General features: G+C 47.4%; 10 protein-coding genes. 2 read left to right on the forward strand and 8 right to left on the reverse strand.

Going from position 1 to position 23761, the window contains the following annotated elements; all coding sequences use genetic code 11:
• Positions 1 to 296: 296 nt before the first annotated feature.
• Positions 297 to 2195 carry a hypothetical protein gene (locus tag ELAC_RS03575; protein ID WP_098037909.1) on the forward strand — a complete coding sequence of 633 codons (1899 nt, stop codon included), beginning with the start codon at positions 297 to 299 and terminating at the stop codon, positions 2193 to 2195.
• 24 nt (positions 2196 to 2219) lie between these two features.
• Here the strand turns inward: ELAC_RS03575 and pknD are convergent, their stop codons facing one another.
• The 6 genes from pknD to uvrA form a co-directional block, all read right to left on the reverse strand.
• Positions 2220 to 5108, reverse strand: a complete 2889-nt coding sequence (gene pknD, locus ELAC_RS03580; protein ID WP_098037910.1) for a serine/threonine-protein kinase PknD — start codon at positions 5106 to 5108, stop codon at positions 2220 to 2222.
• 45 nt (positions 5109 to 5153) lie between these two features.
• Positions 5154 to 5582, reverse strand: a complete 429-nt coding sequence (locus tag ELAC_RS03585) for a hypothetical protein (protein WP_098037911.1) — start codon at positions 5580 to 5582, stop codon at positions 5154 to 5156.
• Positions 5563 to 5922, reverse strand: a complete 360-nt coding sequence (locus tag ELAC_RS03590) for a CHASE2 domain-containing protein (protein ID WP_098037912.1) — start codon at positions 5920 to 5922, stop codon at positions 5563 to 5565. The genes ELAC_RS03585 and ELAC_RS03590 overlap by 20 nt, the downstream gene beginning before the upstream one ends.
• A 241-nt stretch (positions 5923 to 6163) precedes the next feature.
• Positions 6164 to 8221, reverse strand: a complete 2058-nt coding sequence (locus ELAC_RS03595) for a lipase family protein (RefSeq protein WP_098037913.1) — start codon at positions 8219 to 8221, stop codon at positions 6164 to 6166.
• Positions 8222 to 8941: 720 nt separating this feature from the next.
• Positions 8942 to 10960 (reverse strand): lipase family protein, encoded by a 2019-nt coding sequence (locus ELAC_RS03600; protein WP_098037914.1) that lies wholly within the window; start codon positions 10958 to 10960, stop codon positions 8942 to 8944.
• A 353-nt stretch (positions 10961 to 11313) separates the two neighbouring features.
• Positions 11314 to 17148, reverse strand: a complete 5835-nt coding sequence (gene uvrA, locus ELAC_RS03605; RefSeq protein ID WP_098037915.1) for an excinuclease ABC subunit UvrA — start codon at positions 17146 to 17148, stop codon at positions 11314 to 11316.
• Positions 17149 to 17540: 392 nt separating this feature from the next.
• Here uvrA and ELAC_RS03610 point away from each other — a divergent pair, with 392 nt between their 5' ends.
• Positions 17541 to 19511, forward strand: coding sequence for an SUMF1/EgtB/PvdO family nonheme iron enzyme (locus ELAC_RS03610; RefSeq protein ID WP_158227797.1), 1971 nt, complete (start codon positions 17541 to 17543; stop codon positions 19509 to 19511).
• Between the two features lie 64 nt (positions 19512 to 19575).
• Here ELAC_RS03610 and ELAC_RS03615 read toward each other — a convergent pair whose 3' ends face one another.
• Positions 19576 to 20121: a hypothetical protein gene (locus ELAC_RS03615; RefSeq protein ID WP_098037917.1), complete on the reverse strand. Its 546-nt coding sequence runs from the start codon at positions 20119 to 20121 to the stop codon at positions 19576 to 19578.
• A gap of 337 nt (positions 20122 to 20458) precedes the next feature.
• On the reverse strand, positions 20459 to 23425 hold the full coding sequence (locus ELAC_RS03620) for a hypothetical protein (RefSeq protein WP_098037918.1): 2967 nt from the start codon (positions 23423 to 23425) through the stop codon (positions 20459 to 20461).
• Positions 23426 to 23761 lie beyond the last annotated feature (336 nt).

The raw sequence follows: 23761 nt of genomic DNA on the forward strand, positions 1-23761 counted from the left end.
CTCAAAGCTGTAATCCCAAATTTCAAGATACTTTCGGTACACACTATACCTTCATTCCGCAAATTTTAACAGCTCCCAAATTATCGATAATCGAATGGGGAGAGATGACTGAAATTGACTCTTAAATCACAGTTTTACAATGTCTTACATTTTGGCATTAATTGTGCTTCTATCCAGGAGTACTTGTAGAGGGGAAAATATTGCCGTTTTCGCCCGAGAAAATGCGCTTGTTTTACGGGTGTAAATTTTAATTTTACTGTATAATAAAGCTAAGAGGGGATCACAGGGGGCATGCTATGAGATTCAATGCTTTGCTGGATAACGTGACAGAGGCGTGGGGAAAAGTGTGGAAAAACTTTCCCCCGTGGAAAGAGAACGTTTTTTTTAAGCGTCTCGTTGCGGGCTACTCGACCCTCTTTCTCCCCTCAAAAAAACAAATTCGATCCACTATCGTATCTCTCGAGAGAGAACTTGCGCTCTCGGAGAAGGAGCCTCTTCTATTTGCCGAAACATCAAGCGCTTCCGTGACGGAGAGCTTTCATGACCTTTTGGCCCAAGTGAAAACTTGGGTCCAGGAAAACGATCCTTCGGATGAGGACATGAAGAGAAGTTTTGTGAGTCTTAAACGAGCGGCGATCGGCTTGACTTACCGATTAAAAAGACGTAACTCTTTGGTCTCCTTGAAGCTTTGCAACAGGCTCCGGGTAAGGGTGTCGGAGTGGAAAAAGCTTGAGAAGTCCATCGAGAGCCAGAATTTAGACCCAAGCGATTTGATGGCCATCCAGACAACAAGCTGCTACCCCTTGTATGTAGACTTAATGCTTGAGGAGGAGGAGCTTTTTAACGAGTGGGCTCGTTTTTCCATACGGGACAAAGTCGATCCTGCCGTCTACATAGAGTTTCCTAAGCTGGCCCAAAGGCTGATTGACTGCAATCTCGCAAGCCGCATAGGACGCTTGGGAAGTAAGTTGAAAATCGAATTTAAACGCCGTCCCGATGGCCTGCTTCAAAAAATCGTTACCATGCCCTTCGATGGAAAGGCCGTCAATGTCCTTGAAGACGACACGCGCGTAGAGCTCGCTTCGAACTTCACTCTTACAGTAGGGGAAGCTTTTGAGATTTTTCGTAACAAGAATGTGCGTGTCGGCGACCTGGAGTATCTGGCGGAAGGTGTCACTAACTGGAACGTCCACAAATGGGGACGCTGGAATCCTCTGAGACAAGATTATGATTTGATTAACATTTCCCATCCCAAGTGGTGGCTGCTGCTTCCTACTTTTGAAATCATTTCCAGGAGGGAGGCCGAAGAGCGGTATGAGGTCGAGCTAAAAGACGGTCAGTGGTGTGCGGCAGCGACTGCGACATCGCTTACGAAGACTTTGGATTACGAAAATACTCACGCATTCCTTGAACTGGCGATTCCAATGGGCGACGGAAATTACAACATTGTGGATTTCGGAAAATTCGCGACCGTGTTTCCCTCCTCTTTCTTAGAGGCCATGTCCATGTTCTGCCACAACCTGCATGCTACTATTTCCTTTCCGGACGAAAATATTTTCTATCTGCACCGTGCGAGAGCCTACCAACCCTTTGTCATGAACGAAGCGCAGGCGGAGCGCATGATGGATCTGATCAGGAAAGACATGGTTAAAGGCATGGAGTTGAACTTTGTGTATCAAATTGAGTCGGATAACTGCGCCAAATGGGTGCACGATCTTTTGACTCAAGTTATGGGGCATGATCAGGTCCCTGAAATGTTTAAAATCCACCTCCTAGATACTGAACCCACCAGTTTTGTGGCCCATATTTTCAGTATGATCAAGCTTCTTCCGGTGACCTGGCAAACTGCCGTCATGACATTTTTTCACTTGCCGATGGGCGCTTCACGAACAACCTGGATCTTCGAAAAGGGTAAACGTGTCGCCAAGTCCTTGACCCAGCATGAATTCTGGGAGTCCGGTATCGTCTACTTGCCCGCTCTTTTACTTAAGCTGAAGGAGAAGGGAATGCTCGGGCTCATGAACCATTTGAAGCATGGCTTCATTTCGGTAATGGACGGCGCTCGTTTCGACTTTATGGCACGAGAGATACGGTGTCTTATGGATCAAATAGGCTATCTACCCGATCCCCATTTAGCCAGGCGCAAGAGATTGGATCAGTTACGACGCAGGGGACTCTTGGCGTTGAAATCTTAGCTTGCGGTACAGGTGATGCCACCCCTACCCCTCCGCTTGCCTGTAGAGAGAGAGGTACTTTTGTTCCCGGATCGTATCATCGGTGCAACGATAGTAGAGGGCAAGTTGGCGATACAGCTGTTTTTTCTCATACGAGAAGGCGCGTGATAGCCAAATATCCTGATCCGTTTTTCTCTCTCCCAAGTAATGCCCGAGAAGTGTCCATGATTTGGGGAAGGGGTGTTCCAATGTCCCTGAAAAATGGATATAAGCTATTTCCTCTTCTTCCACAGCGCTAAGCCAGCAGCCATACAAGCTAAAGAGGGGACACTCCTCTTTTCCCAGGTAATCCAGGGGGTATTTTTTGAAGACTTCCCCCGCTTCGCGGTAGCTTTTTTTCTGTAAAAGGGCCCAGATCTTTCTTTCATCAAGCAAGATGGCATCTTGCCATCGACACTCGCGCAGAATGGCATCGCACTCTTCGATGACAAGGTCGTTCTCTTCCATAAGAAGCAATTTGTCGAGCGCTATCAGTCCGATTCTCAAAGAGCGCGTCAATCTTCTGGCACTTTTTAGGTCGATCAATTTCATTACCTGAGAGAATGCACCCTTCTCCATCAGGGTTGCCGCCTTAAGACAGAGATCCCTGTCATGTGAAGCAGGATACGATTCCAGCAGGGATTTTAAGGACGTGTAGTTACCGTTGCACAGCATCAATATGCAGGTGTTGAACAAGAGCTGCGGCGGGGAAGCCGGTTGTTTAGCTCCGGCTTCTTTAGCTATTTCTTCGAGGATATGATCTTTGCCAAGCCAAAAAGCGATCAGCGAGGAGAAGTTGAGCGTCCAGACGGCCGTATCGATTTTTTTGGGGAGCGGGAGAGTGTATTGGAGGGGCTCCCAATGTTTTTCAAGGCTGTGGAAAAGCTTGAGGGCATTGTTGTTCTTCAGGATATTGGGAACGAATCTCAAGGTCAGTAAGATGAATTCGTATGTGGCTTTCCTCTGGTAGCGGGAAGCTTCGTGCATACGGTAGATCAGCTGCTCATTTAAGACAGGAAGCAGAGGGTGGCCGGAATACCTTCTAAAGGCGAGTTCAAAGCATTTGATCTCTTCATCGTTGTCGTCAAGGGTTTGATATACTAAAGCTTTTCCAAGGTACTCCAGGGGTGCTCCAGGAGTGTCGTGCAGTTTCTCGAATTCACGAAGGCTTAAGTCAAATGTTATCTCCCGCATCTCCGGCACGGTGCTTTTAGCTTCCTCAAGCAGGGTGATTCCAGCGCGGAACATGGCCTCCCTTCCCTCTTGTCTTCCCGGAAAGGAGTAACCGATGCGGCGATACTCAGCGAGAGCACTTTGGTATTGTTTGTGGGCTAAAAACGCATCGGGGACGGCAAGGCATGTAACCATGACGTTTTGGCCAGAAGTATAAACGAAGAGGTTTTTAATGTCGTATTCGGCATCTCTTGAGACGATTCCGATATGCGTACCCACGAGCGGAATATGACCGATATAGCTTAAAAGGAGCTTGTCGTTTAAGTAGAAATGGATGTTATGATCGATTTTGTCGATCCTCAGCTTGTACCAGAGGTGACGCTTGAGGATGATGTCTGTCGCATGGATGACTTCAACCGTGGAACGCAAAAGCTTTGTCGACCTGTTGAGAACAGATCCCAGCCATAGGCAGAAGCCATCGTTCAAGTGGCGGCGCTCAGAGGGCTCCGGCACAGAAAGCAAGAATCCGATTCCGTGGCTTGATGATCCAAGTCGCACCTCAGCTTCAACGCGCACGTTGCCGGCAAAGGAGGTTTTGGAAATCATCAGATTCATCCAATCAGATACTTCCGCTGCTGTTGTGACGGCGACATGTTCGGCAAGAAAGACATTCTCTTGAAACTCCCAGTCATCCCTGTTCTTGGTATTTAGCGATGCGCTGAGGGTCCACTCCGCTCTACCCTCTATGTAGTTTTCCAGGTCATGGATCAGCTCGTCGACTTTCTGATAGCGTTTTCTTGGGTTCTTCTCGAGGCATTTAAGTGCTATCCGGGAAAGTAGGCGCGGGATATCCCTATAAGGTGCGGCCTCTTGGGGATCGATGATGATCTCATATTGCATCTTCTCTTTGTATTCCTTAAGAGAGGTGCGTCTGAAGGGCAGCTTCAAGGTCAGCATCTGATAGAGGATGACTCCCAGAGAGTAGATGTCCGTTTCCTGAGAGGAGTGCTTTCCTATGGCCCTTTCCGGAGCCATGTAGTTTATTGTTCCTGCAACTTTACCTGCTTTGGTGATTCCTGGAGCCCTGTCGGCCACGGTTTTCTCCGTCAGGTCTTCAGTCGCTTTCCCAATAATGGTGGCGAGTCCCCAATCCAGAATCATGACTTCGCCAAAATGTCCGATAATGATGTTTTCTGGCTTTATATCTCTGTGCAGAACCTGATGAGAGTGAGCGTACGCGATCGCTTGCGCTATGCTGATCAGAACGCGAATCAGGGAAGGTATTGAAGAGACGGAGCCCTCCCGGTTTTTGTGGCTGACGTTTTTTTTCAGGCGCGCCTTTTTCAGGATTTCCTTTAACGTCTCTCCCTGGATGTAGGGCATCGTGTAGTAGATGTCTTTCCCATCAGAGTAGATCGAATAGATCGGGATAATAGACGGGTGGGTCAGTTGCGAGGCAATCGTTGCTTCTTTCAAAAACCTGGCATGGATTTGCTTGATATCCTGCAGGTCCTTTCGGATTTTTTTGATCGCAATACGTCTTCCGCAGCTTGGATCGTAGGCTAGATATACAACCCCCATTCCCCCTTTCCCAATAGTGCTCAGGACCTGATAATGACCGATTCGGAAGAGGATGTCAGATTCCTTCGGGGGAGCCTGGCTGTCAAGGTGGTGCTCTAGCCTTGGTGCGTGTTGCTGTGCGTCTTGTGCAGATGATGTCATCGGTTAGGAACCAAGATATTGATCACTGTATTTTGGACAGTGTATTTAGAGGCGGTTTTCTTTATTTAATTGAGTGAGCAGCTTTTTCGCTTCGAGCGACATATTCTGCACAAAACAGTTGTGGCCCATTTCTTCATCGAAATAGATGCCATTAGGACTTAGGAGAGATGCTTTCATCTGAAAAAAGAGAGCGTTCATTCCGTGCTCGTCTCTTTCGGGAAGGGTGTAACGAAACCCGCATTTCAGGGTCCTGAAAGAGGCTAGCTTAAAGACCTTGCGAGCGTTTTCAATCGCCTCTTCTTTTGTCTTGGCAGAGACGTCAGTTGCTGTCTCAACTCCGGACCGATCTTCAAACCAACGGAATTCTGCTGGGGAGAGTTGTCTAAGCAGTAGCAGAATTTCTTCGGCATGGGATCCGCGTCGAAATCCGACATGGATTAAAGTTTTAGCAGCCTCACGCGTCGTCGCTGTCACTTTTTCCCTCCTTCACCTTCTCGTCATCGCTTCCGTCATCAGCGTAGAAAAACTCCTTGAACATGATATAGAGCCCACCAACGACAAAGAGAATAGGCGCTAAAAGGGACCAGTCGATGTGGAAGTAACTGATTAAAAACAGGCCGATCAGCAGAACTGTGGAGAGGATGAAATCCCAATGCCTGCCGGTGAGGAACTGACGCAGCGATAGAAACACCCAGACGGCTATCAGTATCCAGGGCCACCACATGTTTGTGTAGAGCAAGATACCCAAACCAATAAAAAACACTCCGTTTGCCAGGGCGTCCGCTTTCCTTTTCGAGATGAGAGGTTTTGCCATCTCTGCCTCCTTAAGTCATGACCGTTTTAAAATCCGGATGTTAGCATATTTATCGAGAGTTGGCGAATGGAAATTTGTGAAAACACTTTTTGTTTAAAAGATGAAGAGGAAATGGGGCGTTATTTCTTTAATGTTGATCAGCTTGTTTGTAATTTGAAATATATATTAAAGACGTGCGCTCTTTTCGTGGGTCGTAGGCATGTGTGGTCGCTTTCGTCATAGAATGAACGGTAAAGCGTTGCTATACAGTTGTCCCCGGTAGAGCTTCCTGAGGATAGAATTTTTCCCACACTTTCGAGATTTCCGCGTCAAGGTGGTGGCCGATGCCAAAGATCAGATTTTTAATTTCATTGTAGAGCCACAGAATAGGGAAGAGGATGAAGCCGACGATGCGTCGGACAACCTCGATGATGTGCCATTTTCTACAAGTTGTTGTATCGATGTCGACTGCTTCTTCCACGAAATCAGAGTTTAGGCGGGTTCTGAAAAAATGCCTGCCGTGCGGATGGTAGCTCAGCATCGGGTGGTCGGTTACCTTAGGGGTTAATTTGACAACCTTCAGTTCTTTTAACTTCGTTTCATCCGCTTGTGCGCCAAGAAGCGCCTCTCCGGCAAAAGGCACCGGATCGTGTTTGGACGTGTAGTGTGTAATCGAGATCCGGCGCAGCAGATTCGACGCCGATTCTGATTGAAGCCACTCCGCGAAAACCTCCACGCACTGAAGCTTGATTTTGGGGGAGTCGAATGTGACGATTTCGTAGTTCTTGACCGGAAGATTATGCTCGAATCCCAGCTCTTTTTTTGCTATCTGATTGAGCAAAAGCAACTGCGCATGGCTTCCTCCCAAGCTGTGGCCAATGATGCGTAAGGGTTTTGTTCGGGAGTGGTTTAAAATGCGCTTCTCGGCTTCGTCTCCTGCGTAGCGCCAAAAATAGGCGGGAGGATCAAAAGGGAACAGATCCGTGATGAGTGTTGTCAGCGAATCAATTGACGAGGGCGCCGAGGCTGTGCTTCGATACATTAAAATATCTTTCTGCCTGACTGGTCCTGCGCCAGTGAGAAAATAACCGAGTTTTGCCATCCCGGTCCGCATTTTCTTCAAAATAGCGTAGAAGCGGTGCGAGCTCTTGTCTTCAATGGGGTCTTTCCAGGGAGCGGGGATTAGCATTCCTTCCTGAATGTCTTTTTTGACTAGCCCTTTTGTCAAGATTTCATCGAAAAAGGGTTCAAACTGCTCTTCATCCATCCTCTCATGGGCGGTCAGGATGGTGTGGTACATTTGAAGACGTTCCTGATCTTCGAGGTCGATGTTGCGAATGAAGTAGGCGCTCATGTGCGTTTGCAAACCGTCGACCACCCCCTCAAGCCACCTGCCGTGCATGGCAAGCTCCAACTCCTCGGCATCCAAAAGCACAACCCTCTGCAGAAGCGCAAAGGTTTCTTTGTCGATTTTGTTAAATGAAACCGCCTGTAGCCGCGCTTTGGCCTGCTCAGAAATCTCATGGGTGTTTGAAGGGTCGATTGCCCACTCTTTGCACAGTCTTCTCAGCGTCCTTCCCGGAAGTTCGGCGACCTTGCTCGCATCCTCCCGTATGGTCTGCAGAGTTTTCCAGCACTTGCTTAAGTCTTCGAAGTAGTAATCTGCAAGCCCCAGCATGAGTTGATTGATATCGGAGACGCGGAGTGTTGTGCCATCGCGTATTCGGGCATCGAGGTCAATGCCTCTTCTCTCTTCCGCCCTTTTAAGTCTTTTGGCGCCCCACTCTTTGGTCAGTATCTCTTTCAAATCGGTAGTTGCCTGTTTATTCTCTTCGTACACAGCATCGTTGAACCACTCAAGGCCGACGTTGTGAACTTTGAAGCGCCCGCCCTGATCGTCCGAGGAGGAGATGATTCTGTCAGTGTCCCTGCCCAGCGCTGCGATTTTCCTGTAGTCGGTCAGTTTCGCAGCGACGCAGACACGGTAGGCCGAACGGACCTTTTTAGCCGTGAGGGGCAAGTTCTCTTCTCTCAGATGCCGAAGGGATCGGATTAACTCTACAATCTCGGGGGAATGTTTGTGTTCTCCTACGAAGTTTTGGATCAGGGAGACAAAAGCTCGGATTGTTTTATGGTTTTTGCGATGGTCTACCGCAGTTTGCTCCACAGTGGGAGTGAAATATCTTAAGCTTCTTTTACCATAGAGCCAGTGATCTTGCGCTTGGATGGGGTATGCTTTCGATTTTAAATCGATCAGGATCGTTGTGGAATCCCGGCAATAATTTAAGCTTTCAAAAAGACGCGGAAAAGTAAGGTTCATGGACCTATCCGTATTGAATGCATAGAGGCAGTGTTTTTTCTTGCCGCCATATACCGAGGGTGGTTTGAACACTTCCCATCGGCTCAGGGTGGCTTAGATTAATATATATCGAAATGATCTCAAAATTTGGTTTTGGGTAGAGAGTGTGCTTGCCAAGATCGAAAGCTGTCAAGTGACGCCCTATTTCTAATAGGAGGTGACTTGTACTTTTCAATCCCGAGGCTCCTCATGGCCAAATCCAAAATTTTGCGATGCCTTCGGTATAAGAGACTTTTAACAGATGCAGATTTCGTCGATTTGGAAGATTATTTCGACCACTTTTCGATCCCTCTCTAAGGGTGATAGGCGAGAGCTGATAGTGACTCTCAAAAAAGAATCGAAAATTGGTTCAGAAGAACCTTACAATCAATAGGAACTGAATCCGTTAACAGCCTCTAAACAACAGGCGTTCCTGATTCAACAATTATGAATTCTGCAGAGCAGAATTCTAATTTTGAATCAGATCAGTATCAAAACTATCCCAACTTTACGGAGGGGAATAGAAGAATATACGCTAATGAAAATTATAAATAAATAAAAAGAAGGGGGGTAGGGGTCAGTGTTGTAAATTGTATTTTTTATTAACGTGTTTGGCCTAGCTCCGTCGGATTGACCCCACAAATTGAATGAAAAATTGGACTAACGAGTCTTGAACTTAGCGAAGCGTAATCCGGCACAACGCTAAAGAGTGAAAAGGGGGCCTTGATTTAAGAAACTGGAAGGCAATTCAGCTCCATCAAATAGTTTTTTCCAGACCCATGTGATCACATAGACAATCGGGAAGATGATGAACCCAAAAACTCTTCGAATCACTTCTACCAGATGAAGCGAGTTTTTCCTGGTGGTTTCCCCCGAAGTTTTGATCGTGTAATCGCTATTTTTCCGGGTATGGAAAAAAAGGCGGCAATGGGGGTTTTTGGACAGGTAAATAGAATCGCTCTTTTCCGGAGCTAAGGTGAAGGTGCGGTTTTTGGCCAAAGCACCCTTGGAAAGATAGGCACCGAGATACGCCTCTCCGGCAAGAGGGACGATATCACCTTCGCTGATCCAGTGTTGAATTGAAATTTTTTGTTTTAAGGGAGCTGACTCCGGCCTCTTGGACCACTTTTTGAAGGATCGAGCGGTTGAGAATTTTATCTTGGGAGAATCAAAGGTGACAACCCTGATTTGTCTATCGGGCAGATCGTCAACCCATTGCTTATTTTTTTTGATGCGATGCATCAAGGAGAGTTGAGCATGGCTGCCTCCCAAGCTGTGGCCTACAAGCCTCAAGGGTCTTTGGCTTGCAAAATAGGCGCTTCTCTCCTTTTTATCCCCATGGCGGCGCCACAGGTAACCTGGAGGAGAAAAAGGAAATAGGTCGACTAATATCGTGGAAGCTGAGTCGGTTGTAGAGGGACTTGAGGAGGTGCTTCTGAACAGAAGTATGGACTCGAGCTGCCGATTTTCCTGATCGATAGGTTCAAGTTGGTAGATAAATTTTCCCTTCCCTGTCAGAATCCGGTCTTTGACATAGTAATAAGACGTCGAAGAGGGGAGAAGGGCATTGTTGCCGCTTTTCCATGGGGATGGGATCAGCATCCCGATTTCCAGCTCTTTTTTACACAGACCCTTTGCCAGCAGTTCGTCGAAATAGTCTTGTTTATCGGATTCCTCAACGTGTTCATGGAAGAGAATGTTCTGGTAGATTTGCAGTCTTTGTTGGTCAATGGATGCTAAATTAGCACGGAATTTGTCTTTAAACGACTTCATGCCCCCGTCCATCACGCCTTCAAAGCGGTTGCCAAAGAAGGAGAGCTCAAGCTCATATCCGTTGGCCAAAACAGCATCTTTGATCAGGGATCTCAGCGCGAGGGGAAGTTGCTGATAGCCTAAATCGGTATGCTCACCGAAAAGTTCGGACAGTTTTTCTAAAAAATCAGCTTCTTCGTTGCATCCCAGTGCAATTTTTAGTTTTTTTCTGGGGTGAGTCGGAATTGGGTCGGTGCCGTTGCCGGTAATCTCATTTTTTATAGCGGCCAGACAATCGTTTAAGTCTTGCAGGTAGAAGTCGTTAACCCCTAAAACAATCGCTTTCATTTCACTCACCTTTAAGGGTGAGTTGTCGTGTATTTTTTTGCTCAGATCGATCTTTTTTCTTAGAAGAGCCCTCTCCACTCTTTTGCTGCCCCATTTTTGGACGAGGAGAGCTTTGTAGGTCAGGATGGTGTTTTTGGTGCAATCAGGGTCGCTCGCTTCCTGCTCTGTCAGAGGCGAGAGAATAGCCTTTCCGTTTTCATTTTTCGTTAAAACAATCTCGGTATCGTCGGCAAAATTTCCTAATGATCGATTGATGCCTTTCTGGTCTGCCTGGATAGTTTCCCTGTAGAGCCTGCGGATAGCGCCCGCCGATGGCTCGTTATCCTCTGATAATTTAGTGGGAGTGAAGGTTTTATTGCTCTGGTTTCTTGTCGCACCCAGGTTACGCTGAAAATTCTCCATAATCTGATTGATGACGGATGCTGTATGGCGGCAACTCTCTTTCTTTTGACTCTCGTTCTGGGGTAAATCCGGGTTGAGATAGCGCATTGAGCGGGATCCAAACAGCCAGTGGTCGTCAACTTGCTTTTTTGAGATGGATTGGCCCGGAATTTGAACCCTGGCGTGACTTCGGCAGTTATTGAGCCCGACGAATAGGGAGGGTATGGAAGGTAGAGTCATCGAGAGTTTCTTTTAAATCTTTTAATGGTAATCAAATTGTAATAAAAATTGGTTGTTAAATCAAGTTTCTTTTTCTAGGAGTTAATTGTGTTTTCTGTAATCAAAGAAGGGGATTATATCTCCCTGTGTTTAATACTACTATTGTATGTAGGTAGCGGGACTCGTTCGACGCGCGCTCTTCTTCCGGGAGAGAGGCGACTACTCGCCCCGAAGAGGGGCTGATCCAAAAAAAACTATCAAAAGTAGAGCTTTCGCGTAGTCCATGCACAAATTCAGAGACCCTTTCGGTGTTTGTAGCCCCATTCAGCCGCACAGGATGCATATTTGAGTTTTGGGATAGGGGCTAACAGTCTCTAGGTGCTAAGTTTTTTTTTACGGGGCTTTTCCACTTGTTTCTTTTCTTTGAGATATTTAGCCAGGTATTGGCCCGTATAGGAGGTTTTGTTTTTTAAAAGACCTTCCAGCTTGCCCTGATAGACAATTTTTCCGCCCTCATCACCGCAACCCGGGCCTAAATCAACAACCCAGTCCGCGTGCATCAGGAAGTCCATATTGTGCTCGATGACGAGCAGCGTATTGCCCTTTTGACTGAGTTTGGCAAGGAGGGGCATCAGTTTGGCGATGTCGTGGAAATGCAGGCCTGTTGTCGGTTCATCGAACAGGTATAAGGTGTTTCCCGTGGATCTTTTTGAGAGCTCCTTTGAAAGTTTTAACCTTTGCGCCTCGCCACCGGAAAGGGTTGATATTTCCTGATCCAATTTGAGGTAACCAAGGCCTACCGAAATCAATCCCTGAAGCATTTTTTTGATCTTGGGGTGATCCTCAAAAACGCTTCGGCACTCTTCAACTGTCATCTTCAGGTATTGGCCAAGGTGTTTGTCCTGGTAGAGGACTTCTAAACTTAAGGGATTTAAGCGGTATCCCTCGCACTCAGGGCAGACCATGCTGACAGAAGGCATGAAATGCATCTCGACCATCTTCACTCCAAGCCCCCAGCAGTTGGAACACATCCCTGCCCGGTGGTTGTAGCTGAAATTTTTGGGGGCTAGCCCTCTTGCCCGGGCCTCTTTCAGTTTTGAGAAAAAATCGCGAAGCGGGGTTAGGATATCGGTATAGGTTGCCACTGTGGCTCTGATAGTCAGTCCGATGGGATTCTGATCGAGCAAAATGACTTTGTCAAAGGAGGCGATGCCCTTAAGCTGTCCATGATCATTGGCAGCACTTTCATGTCCAAGCCCTGCCTTCATAAGAGGGGCAATCACATCGTGCATTAGCGTGGATTTGCCTGACCCGGAAACACCAGTGATGCAAGAGAGCTGGCCGATCGGAAACTTGACAGCGAGATTTTTCAGGTTATGCCTGGTTCCTTTTTCCAATGTGAAAAATCCCCGTTCTTCGGGGGGGGTGTCTTTCTGCATCTCATTTTTACCCGAAAGGTAGCGGCCAGTCAGCGAGTTGTCATCTACCAAAATATCGGCCAACGTTCCATGAGATGTGATGTGTCCACCGTGGATACCGGCTCCGGGACCGAAATCCAGGATATAGTCGGCTTCCCTGATTGTTTCCGGGTCATGTTCGACCAAGATTAGGGTGTTGCCAAGATCTTTCAGTTTCTTGAGCGACCGGTTCAAGCTTTCAATGTCCTTAGGGTGAAGTCCGATAGTGGGTTCATCCAGCACATAGAGGACGCTTTCGAGACCGCTCCCAAGCTGCCTGGCAAGCCGGATGCGCTGGCTCTCTCCTCCGCTTAGCGTAGGGGCTTTTCTGCTTAATGAGAGGAAGCCGAGACCGACTTCCTGTAAAAAGTTAAGCCGACCTTCTATGTTTTTCAACACAGTCTCCAACAATTTGAGGTTGGCAGGATCGACTGGCAACTGTTTCATGAACTCACGCAGTTTGGCGACCGGCATATCGGTCATATCGGCGATCGATTTGCCTTCGATGAGAACGTTTCTGGCAAGGGCGTTGATCCTTGATCCAGCGCATGAGTAGCAGACCACCTCGTCAAGCAGGGGCATGGACGCTTCTTTCAGGTGCGCTCTGCCGCTTCGTCCCGCTTTGGCCAGAGTCTCATTAATCCCTCGGAAGCGGTATTCAAATCCAAGCGGCGACTTGTAGTAGGTGTCTGCATTAGTGCCGTTCATAAAAGTTTGCAGGGCATTGGCAGGCTGATCTTTTATGGCCGAGGATGAGCGTATTTTAGCTTCTTTCATGAAAGAGGAGGTAAATTCGAGCGCTTTTTTCGAGAAAAGATAGCTCCAAAGAGTTCTCAAGTAACTTAATGGGGAGTCGTTCATCACCTCCTCTTTTGAGGTGAGATCGGCTCCATACAGCATCCCGATTCCCAGGCAGTCAGGACACATTCCCTCTTGCGTGTTGAAGGCAAATGTTTTGGGAGAAATGCTGGGATAGGACTTGCCGGTTTTCAAAGAAGAGAAAGACATGTTGAAGCGGATGTCCTCATCTTCTCGTTGGATTACGATTTCCTTTTCGTTGATTTCCAGCGCCTTCTCCAACGCTTCAATGATACGGGCTTTCAGGGAGGGGCCTGTTTTGATCCGGTCGATAATGAGCAACAGTTCGTTTTTCCTTTTCGGATCAAAAACAATGTTCTCCGCATCTTCATCTAGGTCTTTGAGCTCTTGGTTGAGACGGATGCGCACGAATCCTTGCTGCCGCAGGCGGGAGAGGGTAGCTTCGAATTCCTCTTTTTTTCGAACGGGCAGAGGCGCCATGATCACAACTTTTTCACCCGTATCAAAAGAAAGGATCTTATCTGCCACCACCTCTTTGCCGATAGCGACTAGTGGCTCCTTGGTCTCCGGGCAGTGCGCTACCCCGACGCAGGAGAACAAAATCCTCAAGTAGTCATAGATCTCAGTCAGGGTTCCCACCGTGCTACGGGGATTTCCGGTGTGGGCTCTTTGCTCGATGGCGATCGACGGCGAAAGACCATCGATTCTCTCGACTGCAGGTTTTGGCATCTGCTCGACAAATTGCCTGGCATAGGGGGAGAGTGACTCGACATAGCGCCGCTGTCCTTCGGCGTAAAGGGTGTCGAAGGCCAGCGAGCTTTTTCCTGAGCCGGAGGGGCCGGTGAAAACGGTAATGGCGTTGCGGGGCAGTGTCACATCAAGATGCTTAAGATTGTGCTGGGACGCTCCATCGATCCGGATCGATGGCGTCTCTAAGATTTCAACCGGCGCTTTCAGAGGGGGTTTAGATTTGCGGACGGATCCCTTCTTTTTTTGAAAGAGCTCCTTGAGAGCTTCTCCTGTCGGTGTCGTTAGCTTGGATACCTGCTCGGGTGTGCCTTTGCCGATGACCTTCCCTCCGGCAGATCCCCCTTCTGGACCGAGGTCGAGGATCCAGTCAGCGCATTTGATGATGTCAAGGTTGTGCTCTATGACGACTACTGTGTTGCCCTTATCAGTCAACTCGTTTAAAATCGAAACAAGATGCGCCACGTCGTGGAAGTGAAGACCTGTGGTCGGTTCATCGAATATATATAGGGTATTGCCGGTGTCTGGCCTGGAAAGCTCTTTGGCAAGTTTAATCCTCTGCGCCTCTCCTCCGGAGAGCGTGGTTGATGACTGGCCAAGCTTTATATAGCCAAGACCGACTTTGCACAAAACTTCCAGCTTCTTATGGATCCTTGGAAGGAATTCAAAGTGTTTTTTTGCCTCTTCGATATCCATTTCCAAAACATCATGAATGTTTTTTCCTTTGTAGAATATGGAGAGGGTTTCGCTGTCGAATCGTTTTCCAAGGCAAAGAGGACACTCGACCCACGCCTCTTCAAGAAAATCCATATCGACTTTGACCATCCCGAGGCCGAGGCACTGATGACAGGTGCCCTCTTTGACGTTGAAGCTGAAACGCCCTTTCTTCCACCCCTTGGCAAGGCTTTCCGGAAGGGATGCGAAGAGATCTCTTATCTCATCGAATACTTTGATATAGGTGGCAGGATTGGATCTCGGCGTCCTTCCGATGGGCGATTGGTCGATAGCGATGACTTTATCAAGCGTTTCTGCACCGGTAATTTTTTTGCAATCACCTACCGGCAGTTCGGTGCCCTGGATTTGGTTGGATAGAGCGGGATGGAGAATGTCAAGTATCAGTGACGATTTACCGGAACCGCTCACGCCGGTAACGGCTGTGAATACGTTTAAGGGAATCTCTGCAGTGACGTTTTTAAGATTGTTGTGCCTGGCGCCTTCGATGACAATTTTACTGCGGTGTTTCCTGCGCTTTTTAGGAACGGGGATCTCTTCTTTTCCGGTGATATATCGGGCTGTCACCGACCTTTCACAGTCAAGAAAATCGTTGTAGCTGCCCTGGAATACGATTTCACCGCCCCTCATTCCCGGTTCCGGTCCGAAATCGACGATGTAGTCCGCTGATTGAATCGTTTCTTCGTCATGTTCAACGACAATCACCGTATTTCCCGACTCTTTAAGTGATAGAAGAGTTTGTATTAAGCGTTGATTGTCGCGCGTGTGTAGCCCGATTGAGGGTTCGTCTAAGATGTAGGTGATGCCGATAAGCCCTGATCCGATCTGCGAAGCGAGCCTTACCCGCTGCGACTCGCCCCCCGATAATGTGGGGGAGGTTCTGTCGAGCGTTAAATATCCAAGGCCTACATTCATCAAAAAGGTAAACTTTTCGATGACCTCCTTGACTATCTCGGTGGCGATTTCCTTTTCACCCTCTATAAGCTGAATTCCCTTAAAAAACTTCAGCGCCTCTTCGATTGTCATTTTAGCAAGCGAGCCGATCGACTTTCCTTTGAAAAGGGCAGCTCTCGGATAAGGTTTGATGCGATCCCCCTCACATTCGGGGCATACTCCGCTTCTGATCAACTTCCGCATCTTGGACTGGTAAGAGTCGCTTTTTGCCTCACGTAACCGTTCATGGGCCTCATGAAGCACACCCCGCCATTGCACATAGTCGTGCCATCGGGCTCCTGTAACAGGGTGCGTGAACTGCATCCGCGTCCACTTCTTCTCCGTTCCGTAAAGGAAGGCTTTTTTGGCGCTCTCGCTCAGTTCTTTCCAGGGGGTGTTCACGCTGAAGTCATAGATCCTGGCCAAGTTGCTGTAGATGTTTCCATAGCGCACAGTCGAAAAAGAACTCGCGACAGAGCAGCAATCCTCGGAGATGCTAAGGTCGGGATTGATGATTTTTTCCAAGTCAAATTCATCGACAATTCCAATCCCAAGACATCTTGGACACATCCCTGTCGGGCTGTTGAAGGAAAAATCATTCGGTTCAAGAGAGGGGTAGTAGATGCCGGACTCAGGGGAATAGGCGGTTGTCGAGAAAAATTTTTCTTCGCCCTCGTCTTGCTGCAAGACTATGATCGAGCCTTTGGAGAACTCGAGGGCATTGAGTGTGGATTCAGCGATGCGTGACTTGGCGTCTTCCGTTATTTTTATCCTGTCAAATACGATCTCAATGTCGTGCGCCACGTTGCCGTCCAGCGAGATTCCTTCTTCGATATCAACAAAGGAAGCGTCTACCCGTGCCTTGGTGAAGCCCTTGCGTAAAAGATCTTGAAAATCCTCTTTGAACTCACCCTTTTTACCTCGCGCGAAAGGGGATAAAAGAATGACTTTGGCGCCCTCCGGCAAATTCTGGATTTTGCGGATGATGGTTTCTTTGCTCTCGGGAAGTACCGGTTTTTTGCTGATAGGACAGTGGGGTATGGCCACTCTGGCATAAAGAACGCGCAGGTAGTCGTAGATCTCCGTCATGGTCCCGACAGTAGACCTTGGGCTTTTGCCCATCGTCTTTTGCTCGATCGAGATGGTTGGGGTAATTCCGCTTGCGTCTTCGATATCGGGTTTGCTCATCTCACCAAGCTGCCTTCTTGCGAAGGTGGACAGCGACTCGATATACCTCCTCTGGCCTTCTGCGTAGATTGTGTCGAAGGCAAGAGAGGATTTACCCGATCCTGAAACTCCTGTGAAGACAATCAGTTTTCCGTGAGGAAGCGTCAGGTTCACAGACTTTAGGTTGTGCACCTTGACATTGCTGAGTTTGATTTCCCGATCAATCACTTTGATATTTATTGGTGCTATGGTTATACCGATGTCGTAGCCGGACGAATCGATGTTCTTGGTGCCCGACTGCTCAAGCTTAGTATGCGATGCGACAAGAGGGCTGCCCGCAATTGAAGTCGGCATGTTTTGATGCACACTTTAAGGTCTTACGCAGGTAAATCATACGATTTAAGCCTGGGGGCAGGTGCTAAGTTCGGCGCAATTAGCTATCTTGCCGCTATGCCAGTATATGTGAATTTTAACAATAAGGCAAGGGAGCCCGGGTTATACCGAAATTGTCTCGGAATTTGGTTTTTGACAAAGAGAACGCTGTTCAAAATTGAAAGATAACAAGTCGCCTGATAGTGGAAATATGAGATGAGTTGTAATCTTTCAATCGTGGAGGGCTTTTTTAAAGCCCCAATGCTAAATTTTGAGACAATTTCGAAAGACTCGAAATGAATTTAAAAGTTTCAGTTTTTGAAAGCATTTCGATGAATTTTTTTAGATATCAGTATTCATGCTTAAGAGGGGTTATGCATTTTACGCTTAAGACAGCTATTGTAGCCAGTGCGGTGCTGTGCCAGATACCACTGTTGAGCTCCTCGGAAGTCTACCCCGGAGCCATGGCAGCCGGTTCAGACGAAGGCCTATGGCTTCCTCCCTGCCGTTGTGCCGTGGGGTATAGCTTTGAAAGCCCCTCCAGAGAAAGTGTGGGAATTTATTTCACCTTTGATGAAGCGATCACGCCCTCTTCAAAGAGCGCAATTGCGGGCATGGGGACAAATTATCTAACTTCTCCCTTGCATGGGGAGAGCGAATCCGCCTTGGCCAGCGTTGGTTTGGATGAGCAGACAGACGCTGCTTCAAACCGCTTGATCTTGGGGATTGACGACGTGATCGCTTCGATTGATTTAGTCGCAGATAAGGTCGGGAACACTCAACTGGAGTCTCTTTATCACATTGAAGGAATTGACTTTAGCGCGCAATTTACATTCGTTGGCGAGAGTCGGCCTCATCCGGCTGAGCATATTGCCTTTGCAGAGCCAGACATTAAGCGGGCTGAAGACGTAAGGAGAGATCATTCTGAGACGGGGGATAATGGGAGTGCTACCTTTGATGTCAAAGAAAAGGAGGGGGAAGAAGAGGTCTCTGCGGAAGAGCATCTGGTGATAGCAAAGGCTTTTCATTCCTTTAGAGATCAGGGGAGCATCGCTTATTTTGATAAAGAAGCCGATTTTGAAGAGCTCTCCCACGAAGAGGAAGTGATCTTGGCGAAGGCTTTTCGTTCATTTTTATTTGATGTGGAACTAGCTGCTTTTGATGCCGAAGAGGGGCTCGAAGAGCTCTCCTCTCATGAGGAAGCTCTTCTTGCAAAAGCATTTCAATCCATGCCAGAGGACTTTCCTTTATTGGCTTTTGAAAAAGAGGCGGCGATGGAAGAACTCTCACCTGAGGAAGAGACTCTCCTGGGAAAAGCTTTTGATTCCATCCGTTCTGATTTCCCCCTGATCGTTTTTGATAGGGAGACGGAAATCGAAGAGCTGACAGCTGCGGAGGAAAAATATTTAGCGAATGCCTTCCAAAGCGCGGTTAGGCAAGAAGAGTTCATGGCAGCTATAGAAGCTGAATCGGGAAAGAAGGAAATCTCATACAACACCTTGCAAAAGCCCAGCTATTTGACCGCGAAATTTATTAGGGAGATTACAGAGGAGCTGGTCTTCCGCGACATCCCTAAAGTTGAAGTCGAACCAGAGGCGTTTGATGTAAATGAGATTCCCGAGGATGAAGATGACTCTTTAGCCTCTTCGGTGAAACTGGATTTACGAAAGGACGAAGAGATGATTGCCCATCTTTCCGGTCTTGATATCGCTGACGACGAATTTGTCGCTTTCAACGAATTGGATTATAAATCCAAGGCTCCTTCTGCGCCGTCAGCACAACAGCAAGAGGAAGACCCTGAGCCTGATTTTCTAAAGAAGCTTGAACTTAAGCTTAGAATCATGGAATGGGAACGCTCTCATAAAACGGCAAACAGAGCTAATGAAGAAACTGCAGTTTCAGCCTCTTTAGAGCAAAACACCCTGCTGCATATCGCAGTGGATCAGACTAAAACTAATCAGAAAATGAAGAAGGGGAATCCCAAAAGCGGCTTCGCGATCACCGCGCACCCCGTGACGAATGCCGAGTATCAGGAGTTTCTGAATGCAACGAAGAAACCATCTCCTTTATATTGGTGGAGAGGTACTTACAGAGAGGGAGAGGGTGATTTGCCGGTTCGTGGGCTGTCTTATCTTGAAGCGGAAGCGTATGCCGAATGGAGGGGAATGAGACTGCCTACACAAGGGGAGTTGAAATTTGCCGCCGAAACGAAACCCGATGCTGGCTTTGATGACCCGGCATGGACTCTTGTTGAGGAAAAGGGCGTAACCGGAATTCTACGAAAAAAGCAGCGCGCCTATCAGTCGGATCCTAAACGCTGCGTCTTTTGCGTTACACCTGAATAGGTTGTCTGCTTATACCGAAAGAGTTCTCTTTGCCAAAATTAAATTTTGGCACATTTTCGGCGCGCTAGATTTTTTCCAGATCGATTTCAGGAAGAGCGTCGTCAGTAGGGAAAGTACAGCGGACTCTGTAGGGCGCTCCTTGCCTTGTGACGAAAAATACGAGAGAATTCTCTGAGAAAAATGGCTTTTGAATTTGGCTCAAGCAGGGCTGTTCGATGCAATATCCTCTTCCCTTTTCCGGAGGACAATGCGCCTCTTCCTGCATCACGCCCTTGATGCTTTCAGCGTCTTCTATGTAATTGTATTCCAGCCCAATTTCAACATAGTGGATCAATTTTGCAAGGAGGGTTGGGTGCTCTAAAATGCCAGGGAGCTCTCTAATCAAGTGGCCGAGGTCGGTAAAAGTTCGTCCTTGAATTGAGATCTCAGATGTCTCCCTGAGGGGAGATATTTTTAGGTCAAGTCTTAGGCTGCTATCTGACAGGGTAATGGTGGTCTTTCTGTGTTTTGATAGCGCGCGATCATTCATCATGTTTCGGGTGACAGAGTATAAATCCTGTGATGCAGCAAAATATGTTTCTCTAACGCTCAAAGTCAAAATAGTGGTCATTGTTTGTTTTGAACTCCTTTTCGCTATATGTATCGGAGCTTGTCCTCAAAAGTAAATCCAAGAGACCGCCTAAAACTGAAATCGGATGATTTGTTTCGGGATGGACTCTTAGCAATTCATTAATTGATGACGCGCTCTAATAAAAAACAGTTTTTTTGGAAAAACAAGCCAATTTAAAAAATCATTAACTCTATAACGCTCGTACATGAATTAATTATTTTTTTCAAATGGATTATACCGAAGTTTCGCGAAATTTGTTTTTTTGCTTTGACAAAGCCTTCGGTGAATCCCGATCTTATACCGAAAGCATCTCAAAATTGGGAGGATAGCTTTCGCCTTATAGGGGAATTGGATCGATTGCAGGTAGCATCGCGTCCGGATTTTTGGGAATACTGAGGTTTTCGTTGAGGAGAACGCCGGGACGGATATAGCGGATGATTTCGCCGGTATCTTTCATTTCAAAGATGGCGATTTTATCGGTTCCCGGCTGAGGAGCAAAGCAAAGAAGGATGTCATGGCAACCTAAATTCCAATTGGTATCTGCGAACGGGACGGCTTCTTTTTCAAAGAGAGTCTTGAAGCGAATGGGCATTGCATTCCAGATGAACTGATCGATCAGGCGCTCGCGCGATTTGATGCCCATCTGTGAAGTATCTGACAGCTCGGCGCTTAGACAAATTTCCCGGACAAGGCGAAGATTGGCCACCGGTTCGGCCTCCAGCGTCCGAATCCACGAGTCGTTAAGACCCGCCTCCTTCATGCGGGGGATGAGCCTGGAAATCATCTCCTCTTTTTCATTAGGTAAAAGTCTTTCTTCATTAAGCGCTTTGGCAAGCTTAAGGTAGTGATCTTTGATCCACTTGATGGGTAAGGCATTCCTCACGACAATGTCTCTGAAAGCAGGATGGGAGAAAGAGAGGTTAAAGGCATGGGAATCGGTGAATACAGGCAGTTTTCTCTCTTTTCTGTCGAGATATCCAAGATGACTATAAACAGGGATGCTTTTGGCAAGGTCCATCAGCAGCACCATGAGCGATAGCGGATCGCTAACCTTGAATTGGTGGAACGAGTCATCTTGCGCTTCCGACCCCATATACACATCACGCACATTAGGAGCTATATTGCCCGAGAGTATGCGCCAGGGGGTATAGGGAAGGGAATCCCAGTTGGCAAGGAGGGTGGGCTTGTGCTCATACTCCGGATAAAATGAAACCAGAGCGTCTTTTAAGAAATCATCGCTTTTCAGGTATTGGGCCGCTTCGGCCAAAACTCGGGTCATTTTACCTTTCTCGACTATTTCTTGAGCGGATAGAAGCACCGATTCGGCGAAATGTTTAAACTTTTGCGGGGTGTCGATCAGATTCCAGTCGTCTGAGGCGTTTGCTCTTTGGGTGTCATGTAGGGCAAATCCACCGATGCAGAGGCTGTTGTGATCGGGTGACGAGTCCCGTCGGATATCTAGATCATAACTCAGGTGGATCCTGTCCATAAGTTGTCTTTGCACTTCGGCTACAAGCGCATTTTTTTCTGGCTCCAAGATTCCTTCTTGGCCGTTAAGGAAAGATTCCAGGGGGTCGAGTATGGAAAACATCACAGGCTGCTTGATCATCCCTTCATTGCTCGCCTCTGCCATATCGGCAAGGCAACTTTCGAAAGCACGTATCAGAGGATTGTTCACTTCGGCATCAAAGCAGTAGCACGCTTTTAACAGCATATGCAGAGGGTTGCGTTCTTCGACTGAAACCAAACTACTGGCTTTGTCCGCCAAATACTTCAGTATCTGCATGCAGGTAATTTGTGTTGTTTCATTCTCATGGGAAATCAAAGAAAGAGCCGCTTCTCTGATCGCGCGCTTGGTGTGTTTTAGACCAAGACAACGGGCTGCAGCGATCAGTCCTGGAGTTTTTTCGACAGGCAACTTTGCTTTGCCACTCTCGACAATCCAGGTCTTTTGATTGATGTTAAAGGGCTTGTGTAGAACACCATCTCCGATACGCAGCATGAATGGAAAGTCCTTTTTGACTCTTTTTGTCTTTCGAGTGAGCTTCCCTAATTCCAGAATGTAGAGCAGATCATCGGTGGTTTTTATTTTATGGGATGAAAGAAGAGCGATGGAAAGGTAGCTTGCAAAGCAAGAGCCCTGTTGACCCTGACGGGGATGGGATAAGAGCGCAGTCAAGAGAGTGATTTTGGCATCTTGGGCCGAGGGCTGTACATGCGGAGCTAAGCCACATTGTATCCGGATGATTTCAAGGGGGGTCAGGGGAGTGGGTTTTCTCTCCGCCATCGCTTCAATCTTTTTCCTCAACAACTCGCTTCTCTTGATCATTAAAAGTCCGTTAATCAGCGAAGCTTCATGGTTTAGGGCGTGCTCGGGTCCGGCAGTGAAAAAGGAGATTACAGAGTCGATGATTTGAGTATTGATCTCTCCTGAGGAGGTGAGTAGGATTTTCGCGATCTGATAGGCAAGCTTGTTAAAATAGGCTATTTTTCCATCTTGCAAACCCGTCAGTTGATGATCGTCTTCCTGAGCCTTGAGCGACTGTCTGATATCGCCAAAAAATTTGAAGGTGGAGGTTTCTATACGGCGAATGGCAGCTTTCAAGTCATCTGAAGACAAGATGGAGAGCATCTCCTCGGGCTGTCTGGAGGTGAGAAGAATCACCAACCCTAAGAGATATAGTTGATTGTCTTCTTCCTGGTTAATCAGATCGAAGAGTTTTTTCACTTTATGAATGGGTTTTCGATGGTTGAGCAGAGGCTCTTTTTCAAAAAGACCAAGGATTTGATTTTGAGTTTTTTTTATCTCCTGGGTGGTTTGAAATATAAGGTCTACCGTTTTGGTGGCTTTTGACGAGCGGTCTACAGGAACTAATGATTTGAGTTGATTAGGTTGCGACCTGATGCGGCGGTGACGCTTGTCTGGGACTGAAAGACCCTCCAGAGCTTTTGGCAGAACGTGGCGCTCGCTCTCTTTGGCTTCGTAGGAAGATCTTGCGATTTCCTGCTCTTTTAGCGTTTCGCGTACATGAAGGATAGATTCCCCGATATCTTCTTCCAGTGTATGCAGCTGGGTTTTAGCCCTGTATTTCATGACTAGTTCGGGAAGAGGCTCCGGTAGAGAGTGTCTAAAGCTGGTGCGTGTAGTGTCATCGACCTTAGAAGCCATTCCATAGCGGAGTGATCCTCCGATTTGAGAGACGCGGCCCGCTGTTAGATTTATCAGACCCTCGTGAACGACGAGTGCGCCAGTCTCCGGATTCGGAGGTTCTGCAAGGGATTTTTCAATAAAATCGGATGACATGAATTGTAACTCCTTCCACTTTAGCCCTGTTTTCATGCCGAAATGAACGCAAAATCGGGTTTTCGCAAAGAGAAATCTCCCACGATTGAGTGGATGCAGCCGATCTGATGGGGGATATCAGATCCGTGAAACAGCTCAACCGCGGGAGATTTCTCAAAACTAAAAACAAAATTTTGAGACACTTCCGGTATAAAGTCCCTCTCTTCACTTAGACTGCAAGCTCTCCGATAGACTAAGGCTCAACCTAAGGAAGAAAGTAGAAAAGGCCCTCATAGCTTCAAATACAATAGTTTTTTTGGGGTGTCAATTTAAATTTTGAATTAGTGTTTTATTTAA

Origin of the sequence: Estrella lausannensis (assembly GCF_900000175.1) — a bacterium.
In the GTDB taxonomy this organism is placed as follows: domain Bacteria; phylum Chlamydiota; class Chlamydiia; order Chlamydiales; family Criblamydiaceae; genus Estrella; species Estrella lausannensis.

Coding starts and splice junctions, on each gene's coding strand:
- ELAC_RS03575 (WP_098037909.1), top strand. CDS start 297: ATGAGATTCAATGCTTTGCTGGATAACGTGACAGAGGCGTGGGGAAAA.
- pknD (WP_098037910.1), bottom strand. CDS start 5,108: ATGACATCATCTGCACAAGACGCACAGCAACACGCACCAAGGCTAGAG.
- ELAC_RS03590 (WP_098037912.1), bottom strand. CDS start 5,922: ATGGCAAAACCTCTCATCTCGAAAAGGAAAGCGGACGCCCTGGCAAAC.
- ELAC_RS03595 (WP_098037913.1), bottom strand. CDS start 8,221: ATGAACCTTACTTTTCCGCGTCTTTTTGAAAGCTTAAATTATTGCCGG.
- ELAC_RS03600 (WP_098037914.1), bottom strand. CDS start 10,960: ATGACTCTACCTTCCATACCCTCCCTATTCGTCGGGCTCAATAACTGC.
- uvrA (WP_098037915.1), bottom strand. CDS start 17,148: ATGCCGACTTCAATTGCGGGCAGCCCTCTTGTCGCATCGCATACTAAG.
- ELAC_RS03610 (WP_158227797.1), top strand. CDS start 17,541: ATGCATTTTACGCTTAAGACAGCTATTGTAGCCAGTGCGGTGCTGTGC.
- ELAC_RS03615 (WP_098037917.1), bottom strand. CDS start 20,121: ATGACCACTATTTTGACTTTGAGCGTTAGAGAAACATATTTTGCTGCA.
- ELAC_RS03620 (WP_098037918.1), bottom strand. CDS start 23,425: ATGTCATCCGATTTTATTGAAAAATCCCTTGCAGAACCTCCGAATCCG.